Here is a 22,943-nt window from a genome sequence, read left to right as displayed (position 1 = left end):
ACAATTATTGAATACTGAAAATAAGAATGAAAGCTCTTTTCCTTATATTTCACGGCTTCAATGAGGCCAACGGAATTAGTAAGAAGATACGTTATCAGGTGAAAGCCCTCAAAGATTGTGGAGTGGATGTTCGCTTGTGTCATTATGATGTGACCTCTTATGGCGAACGGCGTTGGATGGTGGATGACGAAGTGATCGCTGATTTCGGCACGGGCTTTGCCGCAAAGATTTGGAAACGTGTCTACTACTCTCCTATTCTTGACTATGCACGCCACGAAGGAATCGACTTTGTATATATGCGCTCTTTTCACAATGCCAGTCCGTTCACCCTCCGGCTGGTGAAGTCGTTGAAACGTACAGGCGCAAAAGTGGTGATGGAAATTCCTACTTATCCTTACGATCAGGAGTACGTCACCCGTTCCATGAAATTTCATCTAGCCATCGACCGCTGTTTCCGTCACAAGCTCGCAAAGGCTCTGGACGGTATCGTCACTTTCTCCAATGCGGAAGAAATATTTGGCGGAAACACCATACGCATCTCCAACGGAATTGATTTTGAGGCGATTCCGATGAAGCAGCAGCAGAATGACACTTCGAAAGAGTTGCACTTGATCGGAGTGGCGGAAGTGCACTACTGGCACGGCTTCGACCGCCTTGTGCGCGGATTGGCAGATTATTACCGCAACAATCCGGAATATAAAGTATATTTCCATATTGTAGGCCCGCTGTCCGGCGAACGGGAACGGGCGGGGATCTTGCCTGTTGTCCGTGACAACCATCTCGAACCGTATGTTCTTCTGCATGGTCCTTTGCATGGCGACGAACTGGATGCGATGTTCGAAAAAGCTGATTTTGCCATTGGCAGCCTGGGACGCCACCGCAGCGGAATTACGTATATCAAAACGTTGAAAAACCGCGAGTATGCCGCACGTGGCTTCGCGTTCACTTACTCGGAAACCGACGACGACTTCGACCACATGCCGTATGTATGGAAGGTGGCACCCGACGAATCTCCGGTGGATATTCAGGGACTGATCGACTTCCGGAAAACGCTGAAAATGACGCCTGCCGAGATACGCGAATCGGTCTGCCCGCTATCGTGGAAGGCGCAAATGCAGAAAGTGATCGACGCCATAAAGACCAAAGATAAATAAACAAAAACACAATTAATAACAAACAATATTCTGATAAACATGAAAATAGCCTACTGCATCCCCGCCCTCTACTACCCTAGCGGCATGGAACGAGTATTGACCCTGAAAGCAAATTACTTCGCCGAAGTGTTTGGTTATGAAATACATATCATCCTCACAGACGGGAAGGGCAAGAAACCGTACTACGAACTGCATCCGTCCATCACTCTTCATCAACTTGACATTGATTATGATGAATTGAACGAAATGTCATTCTATAAAAAACTACCTAAATATATTGCGAAACAAGGACGTTTTAAAAAGAAACTCAACGAATGTCTGCACCAAATTCGTCCGGACATTACTATCTCCCTGCTCCGTCGTGACATCAATTTCATCAATCGGATGACGGACGGCAGCACAAAGTTGGGTGAAATACACTTTAACAAATCTAATTACCGAGATTTCAGCAACAGCCGTCTGCCCGCATTCTTACGGGCAATCGTAAGCAATTATTGGAGAGAGCAGTTATACCGGCAACTTCGCCAGTTGAAACGTTTCATCGTATTGAGCCACGAGGATGCACAGGAATGGACGGAACTGGATAATGTTGAAGTGATCCATAACCCTCTTCCTTTTTTTCCCGACCAAATATCTGACAATAGCCATAAACAGGTAATAGCAGTAGGGCGATATGTTCCGCAGAAAGGATTCGACCGCCTGATCCCGGCTTGGCAACTCGTTGCCAGAAAGCATCCCGACTGGATACTGCGTATCTACGGAGACGGTATGCGTGAGCAACTGCAACAGCAAATTGACTCTTTAGGAATCACTGCCAGTTGTATATTGGAACCTACTGTTTCCAATATTGTCGACAAGTACTGTGAAAGTTCAATTTTTGCCCTTTCATCACGTTTCGAAGGGTTTGGAATGGTTATTATAGAAGCAATGGCATGTGGCGTGCCGCCCGTATCATTCACCTGTCCCTGCGGCCCGCGGGATATTATCAGCGACGGAAAAGACGGTCTGCTGGTAGAAGACGGGAATATCGAACAACTGGCGGAGAAAATCTCTTACTTAATAGAGAATGAAGATATACGTAAGAAAATGGGACAGCAGGCGCGTATGGACGTCCAGCGCTTCCGAATAGAAAATATTGCCGAACAATGGAAACAACTATTTGAAAGCCTGATTATCCCGGTTAATGAAAACAAATAAAGCATTCAATATCTATGGAATGGTATTCTAAGTATTTACAGGTTTATGAGAAACCTTTTGCGGAAGCTCCGCAAGCCGTTATCGAGGAAGTACGCCGCAATCTGGCCGGATTGCAGAGTAACGAACCGCTTGTCACTGTATCACTCATCGGATACAATGAGGAAAAACATCTGCTTGCCTGCCTCTGGTCGTTGAGCGAGATGAAATGTAAATATCCTGTAGAAATCATTGGTGTGGACAACGAATCGAAAGATCGCACTGCGGAGATTTACGAGGCTTGCGGTGTGCCTTATTTCACGGAAACGCAACATAGTTGTGGTTTTGCCCGTCTTTGCGGACTGAACCATGCCCGTGGAAAATATCATATCAACATTGATTCTGACACGATGTATCCGGCAAAGTATGTGGAAACAATGGTGGATGCGCTCGAAAAGCCGGGTGTAGTGGCTGTCAGCTCGCTTTGGAGTTATATTCCCGACAAGGATCACTCTTGGATGGGGCTGAAAATCTATGAGGCTGCACGCGACTTGCATTTATGGTTGCAGTCTTTCAAGCGTCCGGAGCTTAGTGTGCGCGGACTGGTATTTGCTTACCGGACGGAATGTGCGAGGAAAACGGGAATCCGCACGGATATTATCCGTGGTGAAGACGGATATCTGGCTTTGCAGCTCAAACAATTCGGAAAGATTGCATTTGTACGGAAAAGACGGGCGCGTGCTGTCACCGGATATGGGACGGTGGGAGCCGACGGAACTTTGTTCAATAGTTTCAAGGTGCGTGTTGTCAGCAGATTAAAAGGTATCGGAGGACTGTTCACCCAAAAGAAGGAATATAAGGATGAGGAGAGTAATCTAGTAAAAAAGAAGTAAGAAAGGAAAGCCTATGTGCAAGAATCTCAATATCGGTATCGTTTTATTTTTAATTATTGGCTTAGTTATGTCGGGATGTATCCGCAAACTGAATCTATATCAAGGAGATAAAGACGAGGATGAAAACAAGGATAATGGAAAGAGGCGGGATGTCATCTGCGAAACGGAATTCATATACCCGTTCGGTAATGAAACAGCCGATAAAGAAATAGAAATAACCATTCACCTGAAAGCAGACAGACAGGTAGGATATCTGTATACGGAAATACCAACATTGAAATATAACAAAGATTGGCTGTTTCTGATGACACAGGACGACTGTATGCATTCAGCCTTTTCATATACATGGGCTGCCATTCATGGCAAACCTTTATCTTATATTTACTACTGCGATCTGGCTCATCTGCAAAACGGTGATTTGCCTCCTGATTATTATTCATTAGGAAAAACATTAGCTACCACCAATGGTACCGGACAGGAAGTACGTTTCTCTTTCGGAACTACCGTGGCTGCCGATGATGATTTAATGAACACACAAACATGGGTACAAAATGGATATACAAGAGATTATTTCCGCTTTTATAAAAAGACAATGTTAGTATGGGGCAACTTGCAGGAAATGATGAATTACGGAGTAAGCATCGCTTTCCATGACTTGAATCTACCTGACGAAGATAAAACAGAAGATAAGTTGCTGGCACAATTTCCTGTTGCTCAAAGCATGATACGTGAGAAACTGAATAATCGAACTTGTAAAATGCTGGCAGAGCCTAATGGAGATAAAAATTATATCAAAGCGGCTTTGAGATATGATAAAATCAGAACCCTGTGTGCACAAAGCGGAGCTACAAAACTCTATCCATTTCAAGAAAACGGAGATATTGAACAAGTAGTGATCGAAAGAGCTTTCTATGACCCACCCGAAGGTAGCGGGCTGACAAATCCGGATATGATTAAGGCGGCTATTCTCAAGGAAATGGAAAATCCAAAAGAAGAGCGGGCAGCTATTTCTATAGGTGCCCATAATACAGATACCGGTTGGGTGAACTTCTTGGAATGGCTCAACGACACATACGGACGAGATGGTGACGACTCTATGTGGTTTACCAACCAGGAAGAATATTATGAATATTATTACTATCGTTTGCACAGCAAACCGGAAATCAAACAGGTAAATACGCACACGTGGAAACTGACACTAAATCTGAATGGAGAGGACTCCGCTCCTTTCTATTACCCTTCCGTGACTGTAAATATTTTCGGGCTTAAAATGGAGGACATTGAAAGCATAAAATCAAATGAAGATGTTACAGGACTCTCTTATGGTGACCATAAAGATTTCTTCATGCTAAATATCGACTGCCGAAAATACCTGGCGGAACACGCCGAGAATTTCGTGAAACGATATGAAGCGAATCCGACAGATGTTTCTGCCAAAGCGGACGCCAACTACTTTGTGAATATGCTGAAAGATTCGGATAAAAAGACGGAGTTGAAGAAACGAATCGAATAAATGGCCGGACGCAAAACGAACTGTTAAGCTATTTGGGCATAAACGAATAAAAAAGATGGAACGTAGAGAAAGAAAAAGAAGAAGTAATAAACAAATATAATTATGAACGAAACCATGACCCTTTGTCTTGAAATTATTTTCTGGCTTGCCCTGTTCGTTGTGTTCTACACCTATTTGGGCTACGGAATTGTGCTTTATATTCTTGTCAAGTTGAAAGAGCTTTTCGTGAAGCCTGTGAAGCGTTCGTTGCCGGCATCGGACGCAGACCTGCCGGAAGTTACCCTCTTCATTACGGCATTCAACGAAGAAGATGTAGTGGACGAGAAGATGGAAAACAGTCTTGAGCTGGATTACCCTGCGGACAAGCTGCACATCGTATGGGTGACGGACGGAAGCAATGACGGTACGAACGAACGATTGCAGACGCGCTGGCAGGGGAAAGCGACCGTACATTTCCAACCGCTCCGGCAAGGTAAGACGGCTGCAATGACACGTGGAATGACGTTGGTGGACACTCCGCTCGTTGTTTTTACGGATGCCAACACGATGGTGAACCGGGAGGCAATACGGGAAATTGTGCTTGCTTTCCAGGATCCGAAAGTGGGCTGCGTGGCTGGTGAAAAACGGATTGCCGTGCAGACCAAAGACGGGGCGGCTGCCGGTGGTGAAGGTATTTACTGGAAATACGAATCAACCCTGAAAGCACTTGATGCACGGCTCTACTCGGCCGTAGGAGCAGCAGGCGAACTGTTTGCCGTGCGTAACGAACTGTTCGAAGCGATGGAACCGGATACGTTGCTCGACGATTTTATTCTTTCACTCCGGATCACAATGAAAGGTTACACCATCGCTTATTGTACGAATGCTTATGCCATCGAAAGTGGTTCGGCAGATATGCGCGAAGAAGAAAAACGAAAAGTGCGCATCGCTGCGGGAGGATTGCAGTCTATCTGGCGGCTTCGTCCGTTGCTGAATCCTTTCCGTTACGGGATACTTAGCTTTCAATATACGTCGCACCGGGTATTGCGATGGTCTATTACTCCGTTCCTGTTGTTTGCGCTCTTCCCGCTGAATATTGCGATTCTGCTGTTGGGTGGTTCCACGATATTTTACGGAGTGCTGCTTGCCATGCAGGTTCTTTTTTACGGGTTGGGATATTGGGGATATTACCTATCTACGAAACAGATAAAAAACAAGTTGCTCTTTATCCCCTACTACTTTTTATTTATGAATGTCAATGTGCTGAAAGGCATCCGCTATCTCAAGAAGAAAAAAGGAAGCGGAGCTTGGGAAAAGGCGAAGCGCGCCGAAAAGTAAGAACAAATGCCATAATCTTTTGTTATCCTTATAGGAGACATAAGTCTCTATTATCTAATAAAGAACAGACATGGACAGAATATTACATGATGCGAATAACGCACAAAGAATATTGAAACTGACGGCAGATACAATGCTATTGGTTGACAGGCATGGCGTCTGCGTAGACATTGAGCCTCATTGTGATCTATGGTTTCTGCAAGAGGATATACTTTTAGGAAAAAATATATTTGAGCTTTTACCGGAATATACAAGAGAGAGGGTGATGCCCATCTTTCAGATTGTGCTCGAAGAGCAGCGTAGCATCAGCAAGAACTTCAAGCTGGTGCTGAATGACGAAATTTTCTACTTCAAATGCCTCATGTTTCCGTATGATGGCATGGTGCTTTGCCAATATCGCGACATCACGCAAAGAAGCAATGTAAAAAGACGGTTGGAACAAGCAAATCTCACCCTGCGGGCCATCCAAAAGGTAGCCCAGATAGGACAATGGGCGTACAATACGAATCAGAATATTTTCCATTATTTGGGTTATACAGGCGTTTTGTGTGAGGAAAGTGTGCAGAATCTCGCCATTGAAAAATATGTGGAACTGATTGTAGAAGAAGACCGTCAGAGTTTCAGGGAATGGTGTCGGGTGAACGAAAGGGAGCTCAACATGGAGAGCATCAGCTATCGCGTCCGACTGAACGGGGAAATCTTCTATATGCGTATCCAGACTTATTTGCGTGAAGAGCGCCCCGACGGCAGTTTCAACATCGAGGGGTATATTCAGAATATTACGGACATACAGCATCGCAGAAATGACATCAATACGTTGACGCACGCTATCAACAACGCCAAAGAGAGTATCTTTGCCGCCAGACCCGATGGCACGATTATCTTCGCCAATCGTCGTTTCCTGCACAATCACGGTATTCCCGAAAGTGAGGATATCAGTCAGTTGAAAATCTACAATGTCGCCGCAGATATGCCTACGCAAGAGGCTTGGGACGAACGTTGTAAAGATGTCATACACGGTGGCAGCAGTAACTTTGTGGCTCATCATCCATCGAAAATCAATAAAGGTATATTGGCTTACGAAGGTACGATGTACAACGTCACCAATGACTCCGGAGAAGAAAGTTACTGGTCGTTTGCTCATGATATTTCCGAGAGGATTCGATACGAAGCCCAAATCAAACGGCTCAATCAAATCATGGATACGACAATCAATAATCTCCCCGCGGGGATTGTTGTGAAGGAGATCAACAATGATTTCCGGTACATTTATCGAAATCGGGAGGCTTATAACCGCGATCTTTACAAGAACGATCCTGTCGGTAAGAATGACTTCGATTTCTATCCGCCTATCGTGGCCGAGAAGAAGAGACAGGAGGATATTCAAGTGGCCACCAGTGGAAAAGGTATGCACTGGACGGTGGAAGGAAAGGATCGGAACGGAAACCTGATTATCCTTGACAAGCGGAAAATCCGGGTGGATGGGGACGAACTGTCTTCGCCTATCATCGTCAGCATCGAATGGGATGTCACGGAACTGGAAATGATGAAGCGGGAGCTACTGTCTTCGAAGGAAAAGGCGGAAATGTCTGATAGTTTGAAATCAGCTTTCCTTGCCAATATGAGTCATGAGATACGTACTCCGCTGAATGCTATTGTGGGGTTCTCGCATCTCATTGCCGAAAGTGATGATGCGGAAGAACGAAAGACGTACTACAACATCGTAAACGCGAACAACGAGCGTCTTTTGCAACTTATCAACGAGATTCTCGATCTCTCGAAGATTGAATCGGGAACTATCGAGTTTTCCTTCGGACCGGCTAGTCTCCATAATCTCTGCCGGGAAGTGTACGATGCTCATATATTCCGTACTCCGCAGGGAGTAAGCCTTGTCTATGAGTCTTCGGACGAGAGTCTGATGATTGAAACGGACAAGAATCGGGTATTCCAGGTGATTTCGAATCTGATTGGGAATGCTGTTAAGTTTACGAAAGAAGGAAGTATCAGTTATGGTTATAAGCTGGTGGATAACCAGATTGTTTTCCACGTAACGGATACCGGAACAGGAATTGAGCCGGAGAAAGTGGGTCGTGTGTTCGAACGTTTTGCCAAGCTGAACAATCATGCACAGGGCACTGGGTTGGGATTATCTATCTGTAAGTCTATCGTTGAACGGCTCGGGGGCAAGATTTCCGTCAGCTCCGAATTTGGTAAGGGAACGACGTTTACATTTACTTTGCCGTATACGGTTGCAGAATCCGTGAGTGTAGATTCGGAGAAAAAGAATGATGATGAGACAAGCGGAGGTATGAGCAGTGCTGTAAATACACGGCATGCTTGTATTTTGGTTGCCGAAGATACGGACAGTAACTTTGATTTATTGGAGGCTATCTTAGGTAAGGAGCACCGGATTATTCGTGCGCATGACGGAATGGAGGTTGTCACGATGTTCGATGAGGTGAAACCCGATCTTATCCTGATGGATATTAAAATGCCGAATTTGGATGGATTGGAGGCAACGAAAATCATTCGGGAGCTGTCTGCCACTGTTCCTATCATTGCTCAAAGTGCCTTTGCTTATGAGCAGGACCGGAAAGCGGCGAAGGAGGCCGGATGCAATGATTTTATAGCTAAACCGATAGCGGATGATAAGCTGAAAGCTATGATTCATAAATGGTTGTCGCCTCCGTAAAAGGGCACATATTATAGAGTACATATTGTATAGAAAACGCTTTAATAGTGATATAATCACCCAATAACTTAGATTAGATGAAAGCCTTTTACAGACTGTTTTATTACATATCCATCGTGCTGACCAGTATTTTGGCAGGAGTTACCATTGCGGGCGCCTTCGTAGGTAATGCCGCACCGGATAGTTTCAAATTTATGCCTTTCATCGGTTTGATGTTACCGATACTTTTGTTGGCTAATCTTGCTTCTGTCATCTACTGGACGATCCGTTGGCGGTGTTGGGTTTTCATCCCTCTGATTGCTATATTCAGTAACTGGAGCTATATTAGTTGTGTGATTCAATCTCCTTTTTTCAGCCCGGCTTCGGCTCCAATGGTCAAAATGAACGCGTATACTCCTGGTATTTTAACTGTTGCTACTTACAATGTTGACGCTTTTAATCATGAGCATACCGGTTATTCATGCAAAGAGATAGCCTCTTACATGAGAAATCTGCAAGCAGATATTCTCTGTTTTCAGGAGTTTGGCATTAATGATGAGTTTGGTGTAGACAGTATAGCTGCGGTTCTTTCTGATTGGCCGTATTATTATATCCCTATTTCTCCCGAGGGAAAACATTTGTTGCAGCTGGCTGTTTTCAGCCGTTACCCCATCAAGGAGGAGAATCTTATCGTCTATCCTGATTCGAAAAATTGCAGTCTCTGGTGTGATATTGAGATTAATGGCCGTATCATCCGCCTGTTCAACAATCATCTCCAAACAACGGAAGTGAGCCAGAACAAGCGCAAACTGGAAAAGGGACTCCGCACGGATGATTCTCAAAGGGTGGAACGTGCTGCTTTGGGATTGATTGACGGATTACATGAGAATTTCCGGAAACGTGCCGTACAAGCTAATACTCTAAAGCAACTGATAGCTGCCTCTCCCTATCCTACTATCATCTGCGGTGACTTTAACTCTCTGCCGTCTTCGTATGTTTATCACACTGTAAAAGGTGATAAGTTGCAGGATGGTTTTCAGACGAGTGGTCATGGGTATATGTATACTTTCAAGTTCTTCAAGCATCTGTTAAGAATCGACTATATTCTCCATTCACCGGAACTGAATAGTACGGATTACTTCTCGCCGGATCTTACTTATAGCGATCATAATCCGGTGGTGATGAGGGTGAAGTTATAAAAGAGTAAGAGGATGATAAGCTAATAATCATATCCTTAAAGATATTCCGTTTATATCAAAATCTTACTGATAATAAAAAAGGCTGTCCCGAACAAACGAGACAACCTTTCATTATTTTGAGATTTTATCGAATTAATGGAATATATAACGAAGACTAAACTGAACAGAGTAAGTAGATCTAAAATCTTTATACTTTGTATACGTTTCAGTCAATCTTTTCCCGCTACTCTTCTGGAATGTATAACCTTTACTTTCAATGCCGTTAGACCCATTATTACCATTATCGTAAGCTAAAAGATTAGTATTATTTACAGTCTTATACAACCCCCAATCTGAATTTAATAAATTCAAGAAATTCTTAATATCAACACCAAATTGAAGAGTGTGACGCTTACCACCCACTTTCAAATAGAAATCTTGCATAAATTTCAAATCCAACTGATGATGCCAAGGCATAACAACTCCACCACGATCTACATATTCACCTTTGTGCTTCTTCAAATAACTATCCTGATTGATATATGCCCAAAAGTCATCTTTCTGCTGATCTGCAGTATAAATCTGACCATCTAATTTATAATCATCATATGTTCTATTTACACTATTATATGTTTTTTCTGCAAAAGTCCAACTATTTAGCTCCTCTCTTGAAGCAGGAATATATAATAAGTTGTTGGCTCCACCATCACCTACAATATTACCGGCAAATGTATAAGAATAACGAGCATAACCATAGCCACCAGCATATCCCATATTCATTCCCTCATAAATGAATGATAATGAAGAAGCAAATCTCTTAGCATACTCTAAACGATAACCAGCTGAAGCCACAACACGATGAGGAGAAACATAAGTACCATAACCTGTTTCATGTTCATTAATACCACCCACAGAATAAGTGTTTGTCCTATATGCAGAAGTTACCTGATCGCCAATGCCATCACTATATGCCTTAGCCTTCGAATGTGTATATGCAGCAGACAAATACAAACCAAAATCAAAAGATTTCGCCAATTGAGCTGTAATAGAATAATAATAGGCTTTATGACCACCATTTTCTATATAGAATACATTCTGATTATTCCTATTATTCGTCCATGAAGCGTCAGAGTATTTGCCATATGAATCACGTGTATCATTTGGATTAAAAGTGATTGTAGTTTCTGAAGGTTTAATAGCTTTATTAGAAATAACGGCAGGATTGATATCTTTATTAAAGATACCTTCTATCGAGAAGTCAATATCTCCCGGAAGTTTAGCATCAAAAGCTAATGAAGTTTTCCATGTAGACGGCATCTTCAAATCCTTATCAATAATCGTAGGATCCTTTGGAGATTTAATATCAACAGTTCTGCCATTCGGATACAACTCATTCAGAACTCCTGATACAGATGGTTGAAAATGAGGTTTCAAAGCTGCATCAGCTACCTTAGTATAATAATATTGATTCTGACCAACATTAGAATTACCAACTGCAGATACTAACCATACAAATGGTAAACGACCTACATAAAGCCCAGTACCTCCACGAAGAACATATTTACGTTCACCAGTAATGTCCCAGTTGAATCCTACACGTGGAGACACAGAAATCTTAGCAGAAGGTACTTGATCAGTAGAATAGCTTACTCCGCCAAAATCACATCTTGCAAAATCTTCATTATAGTTATTCTTCAAAGAAGGATACTTAGGCATCTCAAAACGAATACCAGCAGTCAACTTAAAGTTCTCACTTATATTCATCTGATCTTGCAAATACAATGAATATTGCAATGTTTTCATTTCAGCCTTAAATTGGCTATAGTCTGCTGCATTAGAGTGTGTGATAGCAAAAGCCTTAGGATATTCATTATTTACGAAGCTGTCCCATGAATTATACACATAGTATCCATTACCTGCTTGCTGGAAACCATTAGTAGCTTTATTATATTCAAACTGGAAACCTGCCAATAAATTATGGATACCTGCTGTATAAGACAACTCATCTGTAAGAACAAATGTTCTGGCTTGGGCTAAGTTCCCCGGAGAAAAGACATCAGGACCGATACGTGCATATACCGCACCATCTTCCAAAATATCAATTGTTGGAAAATCAGCCGCTCCCTCATAACTTCTTGGCTCATCCTGGAAAGAATAAGTAACACGTGTTACATTATTCAAACTACCATCCAACCATTTAGAGTTCCACTCTGAAGCATATGATGTAAAATTGTATTCTTTGAAATAACGAGAATTTTCAAAATACATAGCAGCATTATGATTTACATTACCAGAACCTTTGGAAGCAGCTGCTCCACCATCATAAATATCCGTTGCATAGAAAGGAGATACAGAAGAAGTTGGACCGCTATTGTCTTTTGAATGAGCACGTGTAAAACGGAAATTCAATTTATTATTATCATTAATATTCCAGTCCAAACGTGCCATAATTTTATAGGCCGGAGTTTTGATAGAATACCCCTGATAACGTCCCGGATCATAGTCATACTTGTCTATAAAATAGTTGCGAATCTCATCCATCTTTCCCACTGTAGGACGATTCACATTGGCTGTATTAGATCCCCAATCATCACTGTCGCTTAAACGAGCTCTGCTCTTAGGACCAGCTGTTACATTATCTTCATACTCACCGTTTACAAAGAAGAACAACTTATTTTTTATGATTGCACCTCCAAAACTAGCACCATAGAGGTATTTTTGAGATTTCTCACGTATTAACTCTAAATCACCTACCTTATCACCATTCAAATTCTCATTATTTAAATAAGTATAAGCCGTTGCATAAAAATCATTTGTACCACTTTTAGTTACAGCATTAATTGCCCCACCAATGAATCCACTTTGGCGAACATCAAACGGAGTTACAGATACTGCTATTTGCTCCAATGCATCCAAAGAAATAGGTGAACCTCCGCCCGGCAAGTTAGAACCGATACCAAATGAATTACTGAAAGCAGCACCGTCGACAGTTACAGAAGACTGACGGTAATTACCACCACCTACGGCAAAACCATTACCTGTATTAGCTCCTTGCGGAGTTAAACGCATAATATCATTCATACTACGTCCAACAGTAGGGATCATAGCCATCTGCTCTTCTCCAATATTAGTAATAGCGCCTGCACGGTCACTCTTCATATTGCTGTTTTTTGAAGCCGTCACTACGATTTCATCTAACAATTCAGAGCTTTCTTTTAAAGAAACATTTAAAACATAATTCTCTCCCAATGAAAGGTTAATTCCCTTGTAAATTGCTGTTTGATAACCAACATAAGAAATTTCTACTTTGTAAGGGCCGCCGGTACGCATACCCTGCAGATTAAATTGACCACTGACGTTAGTCACTGTACCATAACGAGTGCCTGATGGTTCGTGAACCGCAACGATTGTTGCTCCAATGATTGGTTCATCTTGTGCGGTCACTTTACCACTCATCGTGGCTGTTGTAACCTGCGCGCTCATCGTGACGGTAATAAATAACATTACTAGCACTAAGAAAGATCGCATTCTCTTTAACATAAATGTAGTTGATTAGTTAATATAAATTGTTTGCTTTTAAAAACTGTGCACAAATATAATTAATAATATTTAGAACTACATTACGATTATACTACATTTTTTTAAGAGAGATAAACGTTTCACTACCTTATAAAATGATAAAGGCTCTACAATATTTGCAGAGCCTTTTATTTTGAAACAGAAAGCATTAGAAATGCTTCAATCTATTACTTTATACTAGTCAGTCATTAACTTTCTATAACGAACACGCTTCGGCTCTTCATTTCCCAAACGTTTCATTTTGTTTTCTTCGTATTCTGAATAAGACCCTTCGAAGTAGAATACATTGGAGTCTCCTTCAAAAGCCAGAATGTGTGTACAGATACGGTCGAGGAACCAACGGTCATGCGAGATAACTACGGCACAGCCGGCAAAATCTTCCAGACCTTCTTCCAAAGCACGCAGTGTGTTTACGTCAATATCATTGGTAGGCTCATCGAGCAACAGTACATTGCCTTCTTCTTTCAAAGCCATCGCCAAGTGTAAACGGTTTCTTTCACCACCGGACAGTACACCGCAAAGTTTTTCCTGATCGCCTCCGGAGAAATTGAAACGGGAAAGGTATGCACGCGCATTGATGTCACGTCCTCCCATGCGGATCAACTCATTGCCACCGGAAATTACTTGGTAAACACTCTTATTCGGATCAATATCTCTGTGTTGCTGGTCTACATACGCCACCTTTACAGTCTCTCCTACTTCAAACTCTCCTTTATCTACTGTCTCCAATCCCATAATCAGACGGAACAGTGTCGTTTTTCCCGCACCATTGGGACCGATCACACCAACAATACCATTAGGAGGAAGCATAAAGTTCAAATCGTCAAACAATAGTTTATCGCCGTATGCTTTGGCCACCTGTTTCGCTTCAATGACTTTATTACCCAGACGCGGACCATTCGGAATGAAGATTTCAAGTTTTTCTTCTTTCTCTTTCACGTCTTCATTCAGCAACTTGTCATAAGAGTTAAGACGTGCCTTACCCTTTGCCTGACGGGCTTTCGGAGCCATGCGCACCCATTCCAACTCACGTTCCAGTGTTTTGCGACGTTTACTGACGGTCTTTTCTTCCATTTCCATGCGTTTTGTCTTCTGTTCCAGCCAGGAAGAGTAGTTACCTTTCCAGGGAATACCTTCACCACGGTCTAGTTCGAGAATCCATCCGGCAACATGATCGAGGAAGTAACGGTCGTGCGTCACGGCAATAACCGTACCTTCATATTGCTGAAGATGTTGTTCCAACCAGTCGATAGATTCTGCATCCAAGTGGTTGGTAGGTTCGTCCAGCAAGAGCACATCCGGTTTCTGCAACAACAAACGACATAAAGCTACCCGACGACGTTCACCTCCGGACAGGTTTTCTACCGGCTGATCTTCAGGCGGACAACGGAGAGCATCCATCGCACGCTCCAGTTTGCTATCCAGATTCCATGCATCAGTCGCATCAATGATATCTTGCAGTTCGCCCTGACGGGCAAAAAGAGCATCCATCTTATCCTGATCCTCGTAGTACTCCGGTAAACCGAACTTCTGATTGATTTCTTCGTATTCTGTCAGTGCGTCAACAATGGGTTGCACGCCTTCCATTACTACTTCTTTTACTGTCTTTGTGTTGTCTAAATAAGGTTCCTGTGCCAAGTAACCCACGGAATATCCCGGAGAGAACACCACTTCTCCCTGATAGGATTTCTCCAAACCGGCGATGATCTTCAATAACGTTGATTTACCGGAACCGTTCAAACCGATAATACCGATTTTCGCTCCATAGAAAAACGACAGGTAAATGTCTTTCAGCACATTCTTATTGGGGGTGAAAGCCTTGCTCACTCCCACCATCGAGAAGATAATTTTTTTATCGTCAGCAGCCATACGTATGATTATATATTGTTGATAATGGCACAAAGATAAGAAAAATGTTTGAATTCTTTTGGAGTTATAAAAAAATGTTCTACCTTTGCACCCGCATTCGAAAGAAAGCACTGAAGGACCGATTCGCTAGCTCAGCAGGTAGAGCACAACACTTTTAATGTTGGGGTCCTGGGTTCGAGCCCCAGGCGGATCACAAAAACAAAATTAATCCCTTGATAATCAGTCGTTATCAAGGGATTTTTCTTTTAAGATTCTTCACATATACTTACTCAACAAGCATAGAACGACACGGCAGTTCGATTACAAAAGTAGTACCGATCCCCAGTTGGGAATCAACTAATACCCGCCCGTTCATCTTCTCAACGATTAGTTTGCAGATAGATAAACCCAAACCGGCCCCTTGAGCAAAGGAATCCAACTTCTCAAACCTTTCGAATATCTTTTCAAGCATATTCTGCGGGATGCCCCGACCGGTATCTTTAACACCGATTCTGACAGATTGGTGGTCTACCTCATAGAAGACTTCCACATGTCCGGTGGTAGTGTTCTTTAAGGCATTCGAAAGAAAATTACTCAAGATCTGTTTGATACGCAGGCTATCCAGTTCTACCAGAGAATCATGTGCCGGATAGTTAGTCAGAAGTTCAACGCCGGATGGTACTTGATGAGCATACTCCGCTACACTCTCGTCAAGAAGCTCGGTAAGATTAACCCAGTCCGGACGCAATTCCAGATAACCGGATTCTATTTTAGAAAGATCAATTACATCATTAATCAGATTTAATAATAGTTTGTTGTTATGTCCAATCAGAGAATTATATAGTTCCTTTTCCGCTGCATTTTCCGTACTAGTCAACAGGCTTGAAAAGCCGACAATAGCATTTAAAGGAGTACGGATTTCGTGACTCATATTAGCCAGGAAAGCAGACTTTAACCGATCGGATGCTTCTGCTTTATCACGTGCCTTGACAAGCATTTCTTCTGTCCTTTTCAGTTCTGTGATATCATAATTGATGCTGATAATCTCGATAATCCGGTCTTGCGGGGCATATTTCTTTACTAACAGATTGACATGCGTCCATGTGTATGTGCCATCCTCCCTAAGGACACGCATCTCTTTGCTAAGTTGGGTGGTAAGTCCATTTCGTGCGTCGTCCAGAAAACGAATCAACAAGGCACGGTCATCGGGGTGGAAATGCCGGTATGTGCCAAAGATGTCGGACAACGGAGTTTCATACGCTTCACCCACATTTCTGTACCAGCTTTTTTGAGCATAGCCGTGTCCACTCAAAACATTGAAGTGGGCATAACCGACCTTGGCATAATCGCCGACCAGTTCAAAGAACTCCTCAAACTCCTGAATCTTATTATAGGCTACTGTTGTTTCTGTCTTATCCGCATTAATCAATAGATAGTTTATTGGCTGATGCTCACTATTATATAATGTAGTCACTTTAGTCACTAAATCAATTGTGCCCTGTTTCTGGGTATTCTGATAATACGAACCAACCTTCGAGAAGTCATAACGGAAAGTAAAGTCGGCATCTTCATTTTTCTTCAGCCGTTCTTTCATTTCTTTCGGGAAAATAGGGTTCTCAAAAATATTGATACCCAATACATCTTCCTTCTTCTCTATATGAAACATCTCCAATTCCTTATCGTTCAAATCCACCAATACCCCATCCATATCGTATAATTCGATACCAATAGGCAAATACTTGAAAATGTTAGATAAGAGACGCTCACTGTATTGCAAAGCTTGATAAGCAGATGCCATATCAGGACCATCTTGCACTTCGGATATACCATAAATGATTTCGTTTCCGTTTTCATCCGTTTCTTGAAAACATACCTTGCTACGTACCCAAACAGGTCCTTTCACCGTATCAAGCAAATACACCACCTCCGGCCGTTGATACACACCATAGGAATGAATAGTTGTAGAAAGTTGTTCCTCTTTCTGAATACGTTTATTGAAATCTTCAAAACTAATAATTCCGGTCTGATCCAGACCTAATAACTCTACTATAAAGTCAGAACATTCATAATTCGCAGTTGATAAATTGGCTTTCCACCATCCCATATTAGCGTTAGCCATCAACTGCGAGAAAAAGGTAAAATCTTGTAGTCTATTCATAACGCTATTTATCATTTTATTATTTTTCGGGCGCAAAAATATAGATTAGCGACATATCTAACTTTCAGAAAGACACTTTTTTAGCATATTATAAGAAGATTATTTGTGATTAAACTAAAAAATTTCCGATTAAAATTTTCTCTAAAAGAGATTATTTCAACCGGAAATTTTACAATCGTCAAGTTCCTTATTTTACTTTTTCAAGGACTGATAAACAGCTTTTGCCATCACTTTAGCCCCTTCTTCATTCGGATGGATCTTATCCGGAAACAATTGGGGCATTCCGTCCATTGCTGCGTGAAGATCGATGACAGACAAGTTATTTTTCTTGGCAACCTTCTTTATCATCGGAATGATTTGTTTAGAGATGATATCATCGTTGATATTATCACCGGTCTGATAGGCTTTAGAAGGATAACAAAGATAAATCTTCGGTTGAGCTGGCAGCGCTTTGAAAGCATCGACCATTGTTTGCAGATCTTTCGTGAAGTCGGCCTTATATTTCCAGTTGAATGATTTACTGTCATTCGTACCCAACTTGATAACAACGATATTAGGATTGAAAGCCAGCGCATCCTGATAAGCCTTTTCATTCATATAAGGATGATCGCCCTTGTTCAGCAGAGTGCGGGCACTGACTCCGAAGTTCTTTACCCAATAAGCCTCTCCCAACATACGGCTCAACACGGCCGGATAACTGTCACGATCACGATTCTTGATACGTGCTCCATACGTAATACTATTTCCAATGCAAGCTACACGGATAGCATCTTTATGAGGTACTTTGAAACTACGGAGCCAAGACGTCAGTTCGTCCAACATTTCATTCTTATAGAGGAAACCCTCGCGAATTCCCCATCCATGTCCACCGGAAGGATAAATATGAAGCACTGAAGGAACATTGTTCTTGTTCAGCGCCAAATAATAATTAACTCCGTTAGCAGGCGGAACGACTTTATCATCATCACTATATACGATAAAAGCACGCGGTGTATCTTTCGTCACTTGCTTTTCATTAGAATACTCAAGTTCCAATTCAGCAGAAGCATCTTTTCCCAAAAGGTTGTCGTGAGAGCCCCTATGGGTATAAGATTTATCCATCGTAATCACAGGATAGAAAAGAATCTGAAAGTTCGGACGAAGTTCGGGCTTGGCATGAGTGGCAATGGTAGAAGCCAGATGTCCACCGGCAGAAGAGCCCATGATACCAATGTCATTCGGGTTCAAATTCCAGACATCGGCACTGTCACGCACCAATTTCATTGCTGCTTCAGCATCCGAAATGGGTAATGTACGATCACCGTTCGGCATCCGGTATTTTAGCACAATCAATGCAATACCTTGTTTATTGAAATAGGGCGCCCAATCACAGCCTTCGTGTTCGAATGCCAAATGTGAATATCCACCTCCCGGACACGCAACCACAGCACGCCCTGTAGCCAGTTCTGGCGCAGGAAGGAATACGCGAAGTGAAGGTTGTTCAATATCAAAAGGTTTCGGAGCATTTTGCGCTACCACTCGTGAACCTGCTAAAAAGAGAAGCAGCAAGATAAAAATAGTAGAAAATTTCTGTTTCATAGTATCTATGTACTTTGATTAATGAATAATTAGATGCGCGAAGATAGTAATTTTGCGTATCTTTGCAGCCCATTTTGATTAGAAAAATTATATGCAAGGAATAAAGAATCTGACACAAGGTCCTATCAACCGTCAACTGTTTAATCTGGCAATGCCGATCATGGCAACGTCGTTTATCCAAATGGCATATAGCCTCACAGATATGGCGTGGGTAGGACGCCTGGGAAGTGAAGCCGTAGCCGCCATCGGTTCTGTCGGAATCCTGACCTGGATGTCCGGTTCTATCTCCTTATTAAATAAGGTAGGATCTGAAGTGAGTGTCGGACAATCCATCGGTGCGCAAAGCCAGGAAGATGCCCGCAGCTTCGCGTCTCATAATATTACGATTGCTTTGATTATTTCCATTTGCTGGGGCGGACTCCTTTTTATATTTGCAGAACCTATCATACGTATTTATGAACTTGAGGAACATATCACAGCCAATGCCATTCAATATCTGCGGATTGTTTCTACCGGATTACCTTTCGTTTTCCTTTCCGCTGCCTTCACCGGAATTTATAATGCAGCAGGACGCAGCAAAGTCCCGTTCTTTATCAGTGGCACAGGGTTGATATTGAATATCGTTCTGGACCCACTCTTTATATTCGGTTTCGGACTGGGAACAAACGGTGCGGCGTACGCCACCTGGATTGCAGAAGCAAGTGTTTTCCTGATTTTCGTCTATCAGTTGCGTTGCAGGGATGCGCTGCTGGGCGGTTTCCCTTTCTTCACCCGGCTAAAGAAAAAGTACACGCGGAGAATCCTTAAACTTGGATTACCCGTAGCGACTTTAAATACATTGTTTGCCTTCGTCAACATGTTCCTCTGCCGCACCGCTTCCGAACAGGGAGGGCACATCGGCTTAATGACGTTCACCACCGGGGGACAAATCGAAGCAATTACCTGGAACACCTCACAGGGATTCTCCACCGCACTAAGTGCCTTCATCGCCCAAAACTATGCTGCCGGACGAATCGAACGGGTACTTAAATCCTGGTACACTACCCTATGGATGACGGGAATCTTCGGTACACTCTGTACTTTGTTATTCGTTTTCTTCGGAAACGAAGTTTTCGCCATATTCGTGCCCGAACAGGCTGCTTATGAAGCCGGAGGTGTATTCCTTCGTATCGACGGATATTCCCAGCTCTTTATGATGCTCGAAATCACCATGCAGGGAGTTTTCTACGGCATCGGCCGCACAATACCCCCTGCCATTATCAGCATCAGTTGCAACTATATGCGTATTCCGCTTGCTATCCTGTTTGTACGGATGGGTATGGGAGTGGAAGGAATCTGGTGGGCAGTCTGCGTCACCACCGTTGCCAAAGGTTTAATTCTTTTGAGTTGGTTCATTATTATCAAAAAGAAGTGCTTAAGTATTCCTTCAACGATAAAATGATAATGTTCGTTTTCCTTTATTAACAAACAAAGGGATTCATCCGAGTTATTTTAACTTAAAAAGTACATGCTTGCCAAATAATATGTATCTTTGCATTGTTATTTATAATACGAAGCGATTCGTATAAAAACATTATTTATAAACCAATTAAAAAAAACATCAACATTATGAACAAGATGAAATTTATGGTTCTCTTCATGAGTATTGCCATGATATTTGGTAGCTGTGGAAGTATGAACAACACTGGTAAAGGTGCTGCTATCGGTGGTGGTTCGGGTGCTGCACTGGGTGCAATCCTGGGAGGTGTTATCGGTAAAGGTAAAGGTGCCGCTATTGGTGCTGCTATCGGTACGGCAGTAGGTGCAGGTACGGGTGCTCTTATCGGTAAGAAGATGGACAAAGCAGCAGCAGAAGCAAAACAAATTGAAGGCGCACAAGTAGAACAGATAACAGACAACAACGGATTGCAAGCCGTGAAAGTAACATTCGACTCGGGTATTCTTTTCACTACCGGTAATGCAAATCTAAGTGCTGCTGCTAAATCTGCTTTAAGCAAGTTTGCCAACAATGTGCTCAATCAGAACCGGGATATGGACGTGTCTATCTACGGATACACTGACAACCAGGGCTGGAAAAACAGCACTGCCGCACAAAGCCAGCAGAAAAATCTGAACTTGTCACAAGAACGTGCACAGAGCGTGTCTAGTTATTTGTTGAGTTGTGGTGTTTCCACCAATCAGATCAAAAGTGTACAGGGAATGGGTGAAAGCGATCCCGTTGCAAGCAATGATACTGCTGCCGGTCGCGAACAAAACCGTCGTGTAGAAGTATACATGTACGCAAGTGAACAAATGATTAAAGATGCACAAGCAGCTGCTAATTAAAAAAATTCTGCGCTATACGCGCAACCTGCTGATTTTCTTCTTTGCATCCACTCTGTTGGCAGTGATTGTGTATCGGTTTATGCCGGTTTATGTCACTCCGTTGATGGTTATCCGAAGTGTTCAGCAGATTTTTTCAGGAGATAAACCCACGTGGAAGCACACGTGGGTTTCTTTTGATAAGATATCTCCCAACCTGCCGATGGCGGTCATAGCCTCCGAAGACAACCGTTTTGCCGAACACAACGGATTCGATCTTGTAGAAATCAAGAAAGCGATGAAAGAGAACGAAACACGCAAACGGAAACGCGGAGCAAGTACCATTAGTCAGCAGACAGCCAAGAATGTGTTCTTATGGCCGCAATCTTCGTGGGTACGCAAGGGACTCGAAGTCTACTTTACGTTTCTCATCGAACTGTTCTGGTCGAAAGAACGAATCATGGAAGTCTATCTCAACTCTATAGAAATGGGAAATGGCATCTACGGCGCGCAAGCTACCGCAAAGGTCAAATTCGGAACAACAGCTGCCCAGTTGACCCGGGGACAATGCGCACTTATCGCCGCTACTCTGCCCAATCCGATACGGTTTAACTCGGCGAAACCTTCGTCATACATATTAAAACGACAAAATCAGATATTACGGCTGATGAATCTGGTTCCTAAATTTCCATCTGAAGAAAAAGCCGTAGAAAAGAAAAAAAGCAAAAACAAGAAAGGCAAGTGATAATTGAATCATAAATAAAAAGAAAGGAGCAACGAGGATCTATCCCCTTGCTCCTTTTGCTTATAAGCTTGTTTGTATGCGTTATCCTCATTTATACAAAATCTTTCAACTCTTGTTGTAAACGTTGACGTGTGAAGAATATGCGGCTCTTCACTGTACCTAATGGCAATCCTAATTTCTCTGCAATCTCACGGTATTTGAAACCTGATACGTGCATGGAGAAAGGAATCTTATACTCCCGGGGGAGTGCGTTGACGATGCGATGCATCTCTTTCAAGTCGTAAGCACCTTCGGTACTTTCAAATCCTGAATCTTGTGGCAGATTTAAGTGATAATAATTATCGGTGGTATCAACAAAGGTCTGATCGCGTACTATTTTACGGTAGTTATTAATAAAGATGTTACGCATGATTGTGTACATCCATCCTTTGAAATTTGTGTCCGGAACATATTTCTCTTCATTGTCTAATGCTTTTAAAGATGTTTCCTGCAATAAATCATTTGCTTCTTCACGGTTGGCCGTTAATTTATAAGCAAAACGAAGCAACTCTTCCTGTACTCCAATTAAATCTTTTCTGAAACTTAAACTTTTCATACTTTAATGGTTTTATGGTTAATATTCGTTTTTTCTCGACATTTGCAAGTTTAAAGGTATTTTGTGTATCCAGCAGGGGAAAATTTGTCATTTCTTGGGGGTTAATTCTATCAAATGACAGATTTTAGGTGCTTTCTGATAGTTTTTAGGTGGTATTTGCGAAATTTATCCCCTACTGCTTGGTTAAAAGAACCAAATAGATTACTTTTGATTTTATATTATTAAATAAAACAAAAAGCT

At 42.3% G+C, this 22,943-nt stretch carries 16 protein-coding genes and 1 tRNA gene; 11 read left to right on the top strand and 6 right to left on the bottom strand.

From position 1 onward, the window contains the following. Positions 1 to 26 precede the first annotated feature (26 nt). The gene (locus KSX81_RS22450) at positions 27 to 1,154 is read left to right on the top strand and encodes a hypothetical protein (RefSeq protein ID WP_004326940.1); all 1,128 of its coding nucleotides are present in this window, start codon (positions 27 to 29) and stop codon (positions 1,152 to 1,154) included. A gap of 507 nt (positions 1,155 to 1,661) precedes the next feature. Here the strand turns inward: KSX81_RS22450 and KSX81_RS29155 are convergent. Further along, the gene (locus KSX81_RS29155; protein ID WP_349824658.1) at positions 1,662 to 1,889 is read right to left on the bottom strand and encodes a VanZ family protein; all 228 of its coding nucleotides are present in this window, start codon (positions 1,887 to 1,889) and stop codon (positions 1,662 to 1,664) included. Here KSX81_RS29155 and KSX81_RS29150 point away from each other — a divergent pair. The 6 genes from KSX81_RS29150 to KSX81_RS22420 all read left to right on the top strand — a co-directional run bounded on the left by KSX81_RS29150 (position 1,785) and on the right by KSX81_RS22420 (position 9,920). Continuing rightward, positions 1,785 to 2,351 (top strand): glycosyltransferase, encoded by a 567-nt coding sequence (locus KSX81_RS29150; protein ID WP_349824659.1) that lies wholly within the window; start codon positions 1,785 to 1,787, stop codon positions 2,349 to 2,351. The genes KSX81_RS29155 and KSX81_RS29150 overlap by 105 nt on opposite strands. Before the next feature lie 14 nt (positions 2,352 to 2,365). Continuing rightward, positions 2,366 to 3,220 (top strand): glycosyltransferase family 2 protein, encoded by an 855-nt coding sequence (locus tag KSX81_RS22440; protein WP_004300359.1) that lies wholly within the window; start codon positions 2,366 to 2,368, stop codon positions 3,218 to 3,220. Positions 3,221 to 3,233: 13 nt separating this feature from the next. Continuing rightward, positions 3,234 to 4,733: a hypothetical protein gene (locus tag KSX81_RS22435; protein WP_004306346.1), complete on the top strand. Its 1,500-nt coding sequence runs from the start codon at positions 3,234 to 3,236 to the stop codon at positions 4,731 to 4,733. A 102-nt stretch (positions 4,734 to 4,835) separates the two neighbouring features. Next, positions 4,836 to 6,050 carry a glycosyltransferase family 2 protein gene (locus KSX81_RS22430; protein WP_217725679.1) on the top strand — a complete coding sequence of 405 codons (1,215 nt, stop codon included), beginning with the start codon at positions 4,836 to 4,838 and terminating at the stop codon, positions 6,048 to 6,050. 70 nt (positions 6,051 to 6,120) lie between these two features. Further along, on the top strand, positions 6,121 to 8,742 hold the full coding sequence (locus tag KSX81_RS22425) for an ATP-binding protein (protein ID WP_004318609.1): 2,622 nt from the start codon (positions 6,121 to 6,123) through the stop codon (positions 8,740 to 8,742). A gap of 77 nt (positions 8,743 to 8,819) precedes the next feature. After that, a complete protein-coding gene (locus KSX81_RS22420; protein ID WP_217725680.1) occupies positions 8,820 to 9,920 on the top strand; it encodes an endonuclease/exonuclease/phosphatase family protein in 1,101 nt (366 codons plus the stop codon). Positions 9,921 to 10,052: 132 nt separating this feature from the next. Here KSX81_RS22420 and KSX81_RS22415 read toward each other — a convergent pair whose 3' ends face one another. Both KSX81_RS22415 and ettA read right to left on the bottom strand, forming a co-directional pair. Then, complete coding sequence (locus tag KSX81_RS22415; RefSeq protein WP_004326934.1) at positions 10,053 to 13,439, bottom strand: TonB-dependent receptor domain-containing protein; 3,387 nt, start codon at positions 13,437 to 13,439, stop codon at positions 10,053 to 10,055. A 216-nt stretch (positions 13,440 to 13,655) separates the two neighbouring features. Beyond that, on the bottom strand, positions 13,656 to 15,347 hold the full coding sequence (gene ettA, locus KSX81_RS22410) for an energy-dependent translational throttle protein EttA (RefSeq protein ID WP_004300352.1): 1,692 nt from the start codon (positions 15,345 to 15,347) through the stop codon (positions 13,656 to 13,658). Between the two features lie 120 nt (positions 15,348 to 15,467). On the opposite strand from ettA, the gene KSX81_RS22405 reads away from it, so the two are divergent. Next, positions 15,468 to 15,540 (top strand) — tRNA-Lys (locus tag KSX81_RS22405). Positions 15,541 to 15,612: 72 nt separating this feature from the next. On the opposite strand, the gene KSX81_RS22400 is transcribed toward KSX81_RS22405, so the two are convergent. Both KSX81_RS22400 and KSX81_RS22395 read right to left on the bottom strand, forming a co-directional pair. Then, positions 15,613 to 17,484, bottom strand: coding sequence for a PAS domain-containing sensor histidine kinase (locus tag KSX81_RS22400; RefSeq protein WP_004318613.1), 1,872 nt, complete (start codon positions 17,482 to 17,484; stop codon positions 15,613 to 15,615). A 192-nt stretch (positions 17,485 to 17,676) separates the two neighbouring features. Beyond that, a complete protein-coding gene (locus KSX81_RS22395) occupies positions 17,677 to 19,062 on the bottom strand; it encodes a GDSL-type esterase/lipase family protein (RefSeq protein ID WP_004300350.1) in 1,386 nt (461 codons plus the stop codon). A gap of 91 nt (positions 19,063 to 19,153) precedes the next feature. On the opposite strand from KSX81_RS22395, the gene KSX81_RS22390 reads away from it, so the two are divergent. From KSX81_RS22390 to mtgA, 3 genes are all read left to right on the top strand, one after another. Beyond that, positions 19,154 to 20,503, top strand: a complete 1,350-nt coding sequence (locus tag KSX81_RS22390) for an MATE family efflux transporter (protein WP_004318616.1) — start codon at positions 19,154 to 19,156, stop codon at positions 20,501 to 20,503. Positions 20,504 to 20,670: 167 nt separating this feature from the next. Next, complete coding sequence (locus KSX81_RS22385; protein WP_004306354.1) at positions 20,671 to 21,387, top strand: OmpA family protein; 717 nt, start codon at positions 20,671 to 20,673, stop codon at positions 21,385 to 21,387. Further along, on the top strand, positions 21,365 to 22,108 hold the full coding sequence (gene mtgA, locus KSX81_RS22380) for a monofunctional biosynthetic peptidoglycan transglycosylase (protein WP_004306355.1): 744 nt from the start codon (positions 21,365 to 21,367) through the stop codon (positions 22,106 to 22,108). Before KSX81_RS22385 ends, mtgA begins: the two co-directional genes overlap by 23 nt. Before the next feature lie 91 nt (positions 22,109 to 22,199). Here mtgA and KSX81_RS22375 read toward each other — a convergent pair whose 3' ends face one another. After that, positions 22,200 to 22,703 (bottom strand): RNA polymerase sigma factor, encoded by a 504-nt coding sequence (locus KSX81_RS22375; RefSeq protein ID WP_004300346.1) that lies wholly within the window; start codon positions 22,701 to 22,703, stop codon positions 22,200 to 22,202. Between the last annotated feature and the right edge of the window lie 240 nt (positions 22,704 to 22,943).

It is taken from the genome of Bacteroides sp. MSK.18.37, assembly GCF_019129155.2.
Classification (GTDB): Bacteria; Bacteroidota; Bacteroidia; order Bacteroidales; family Bacteroidaceae; genus Bacteroides; species Bacteroides ovatus.
This window is presented reverse-complemented; position numbering and strand designations above follow the sequence as displayed.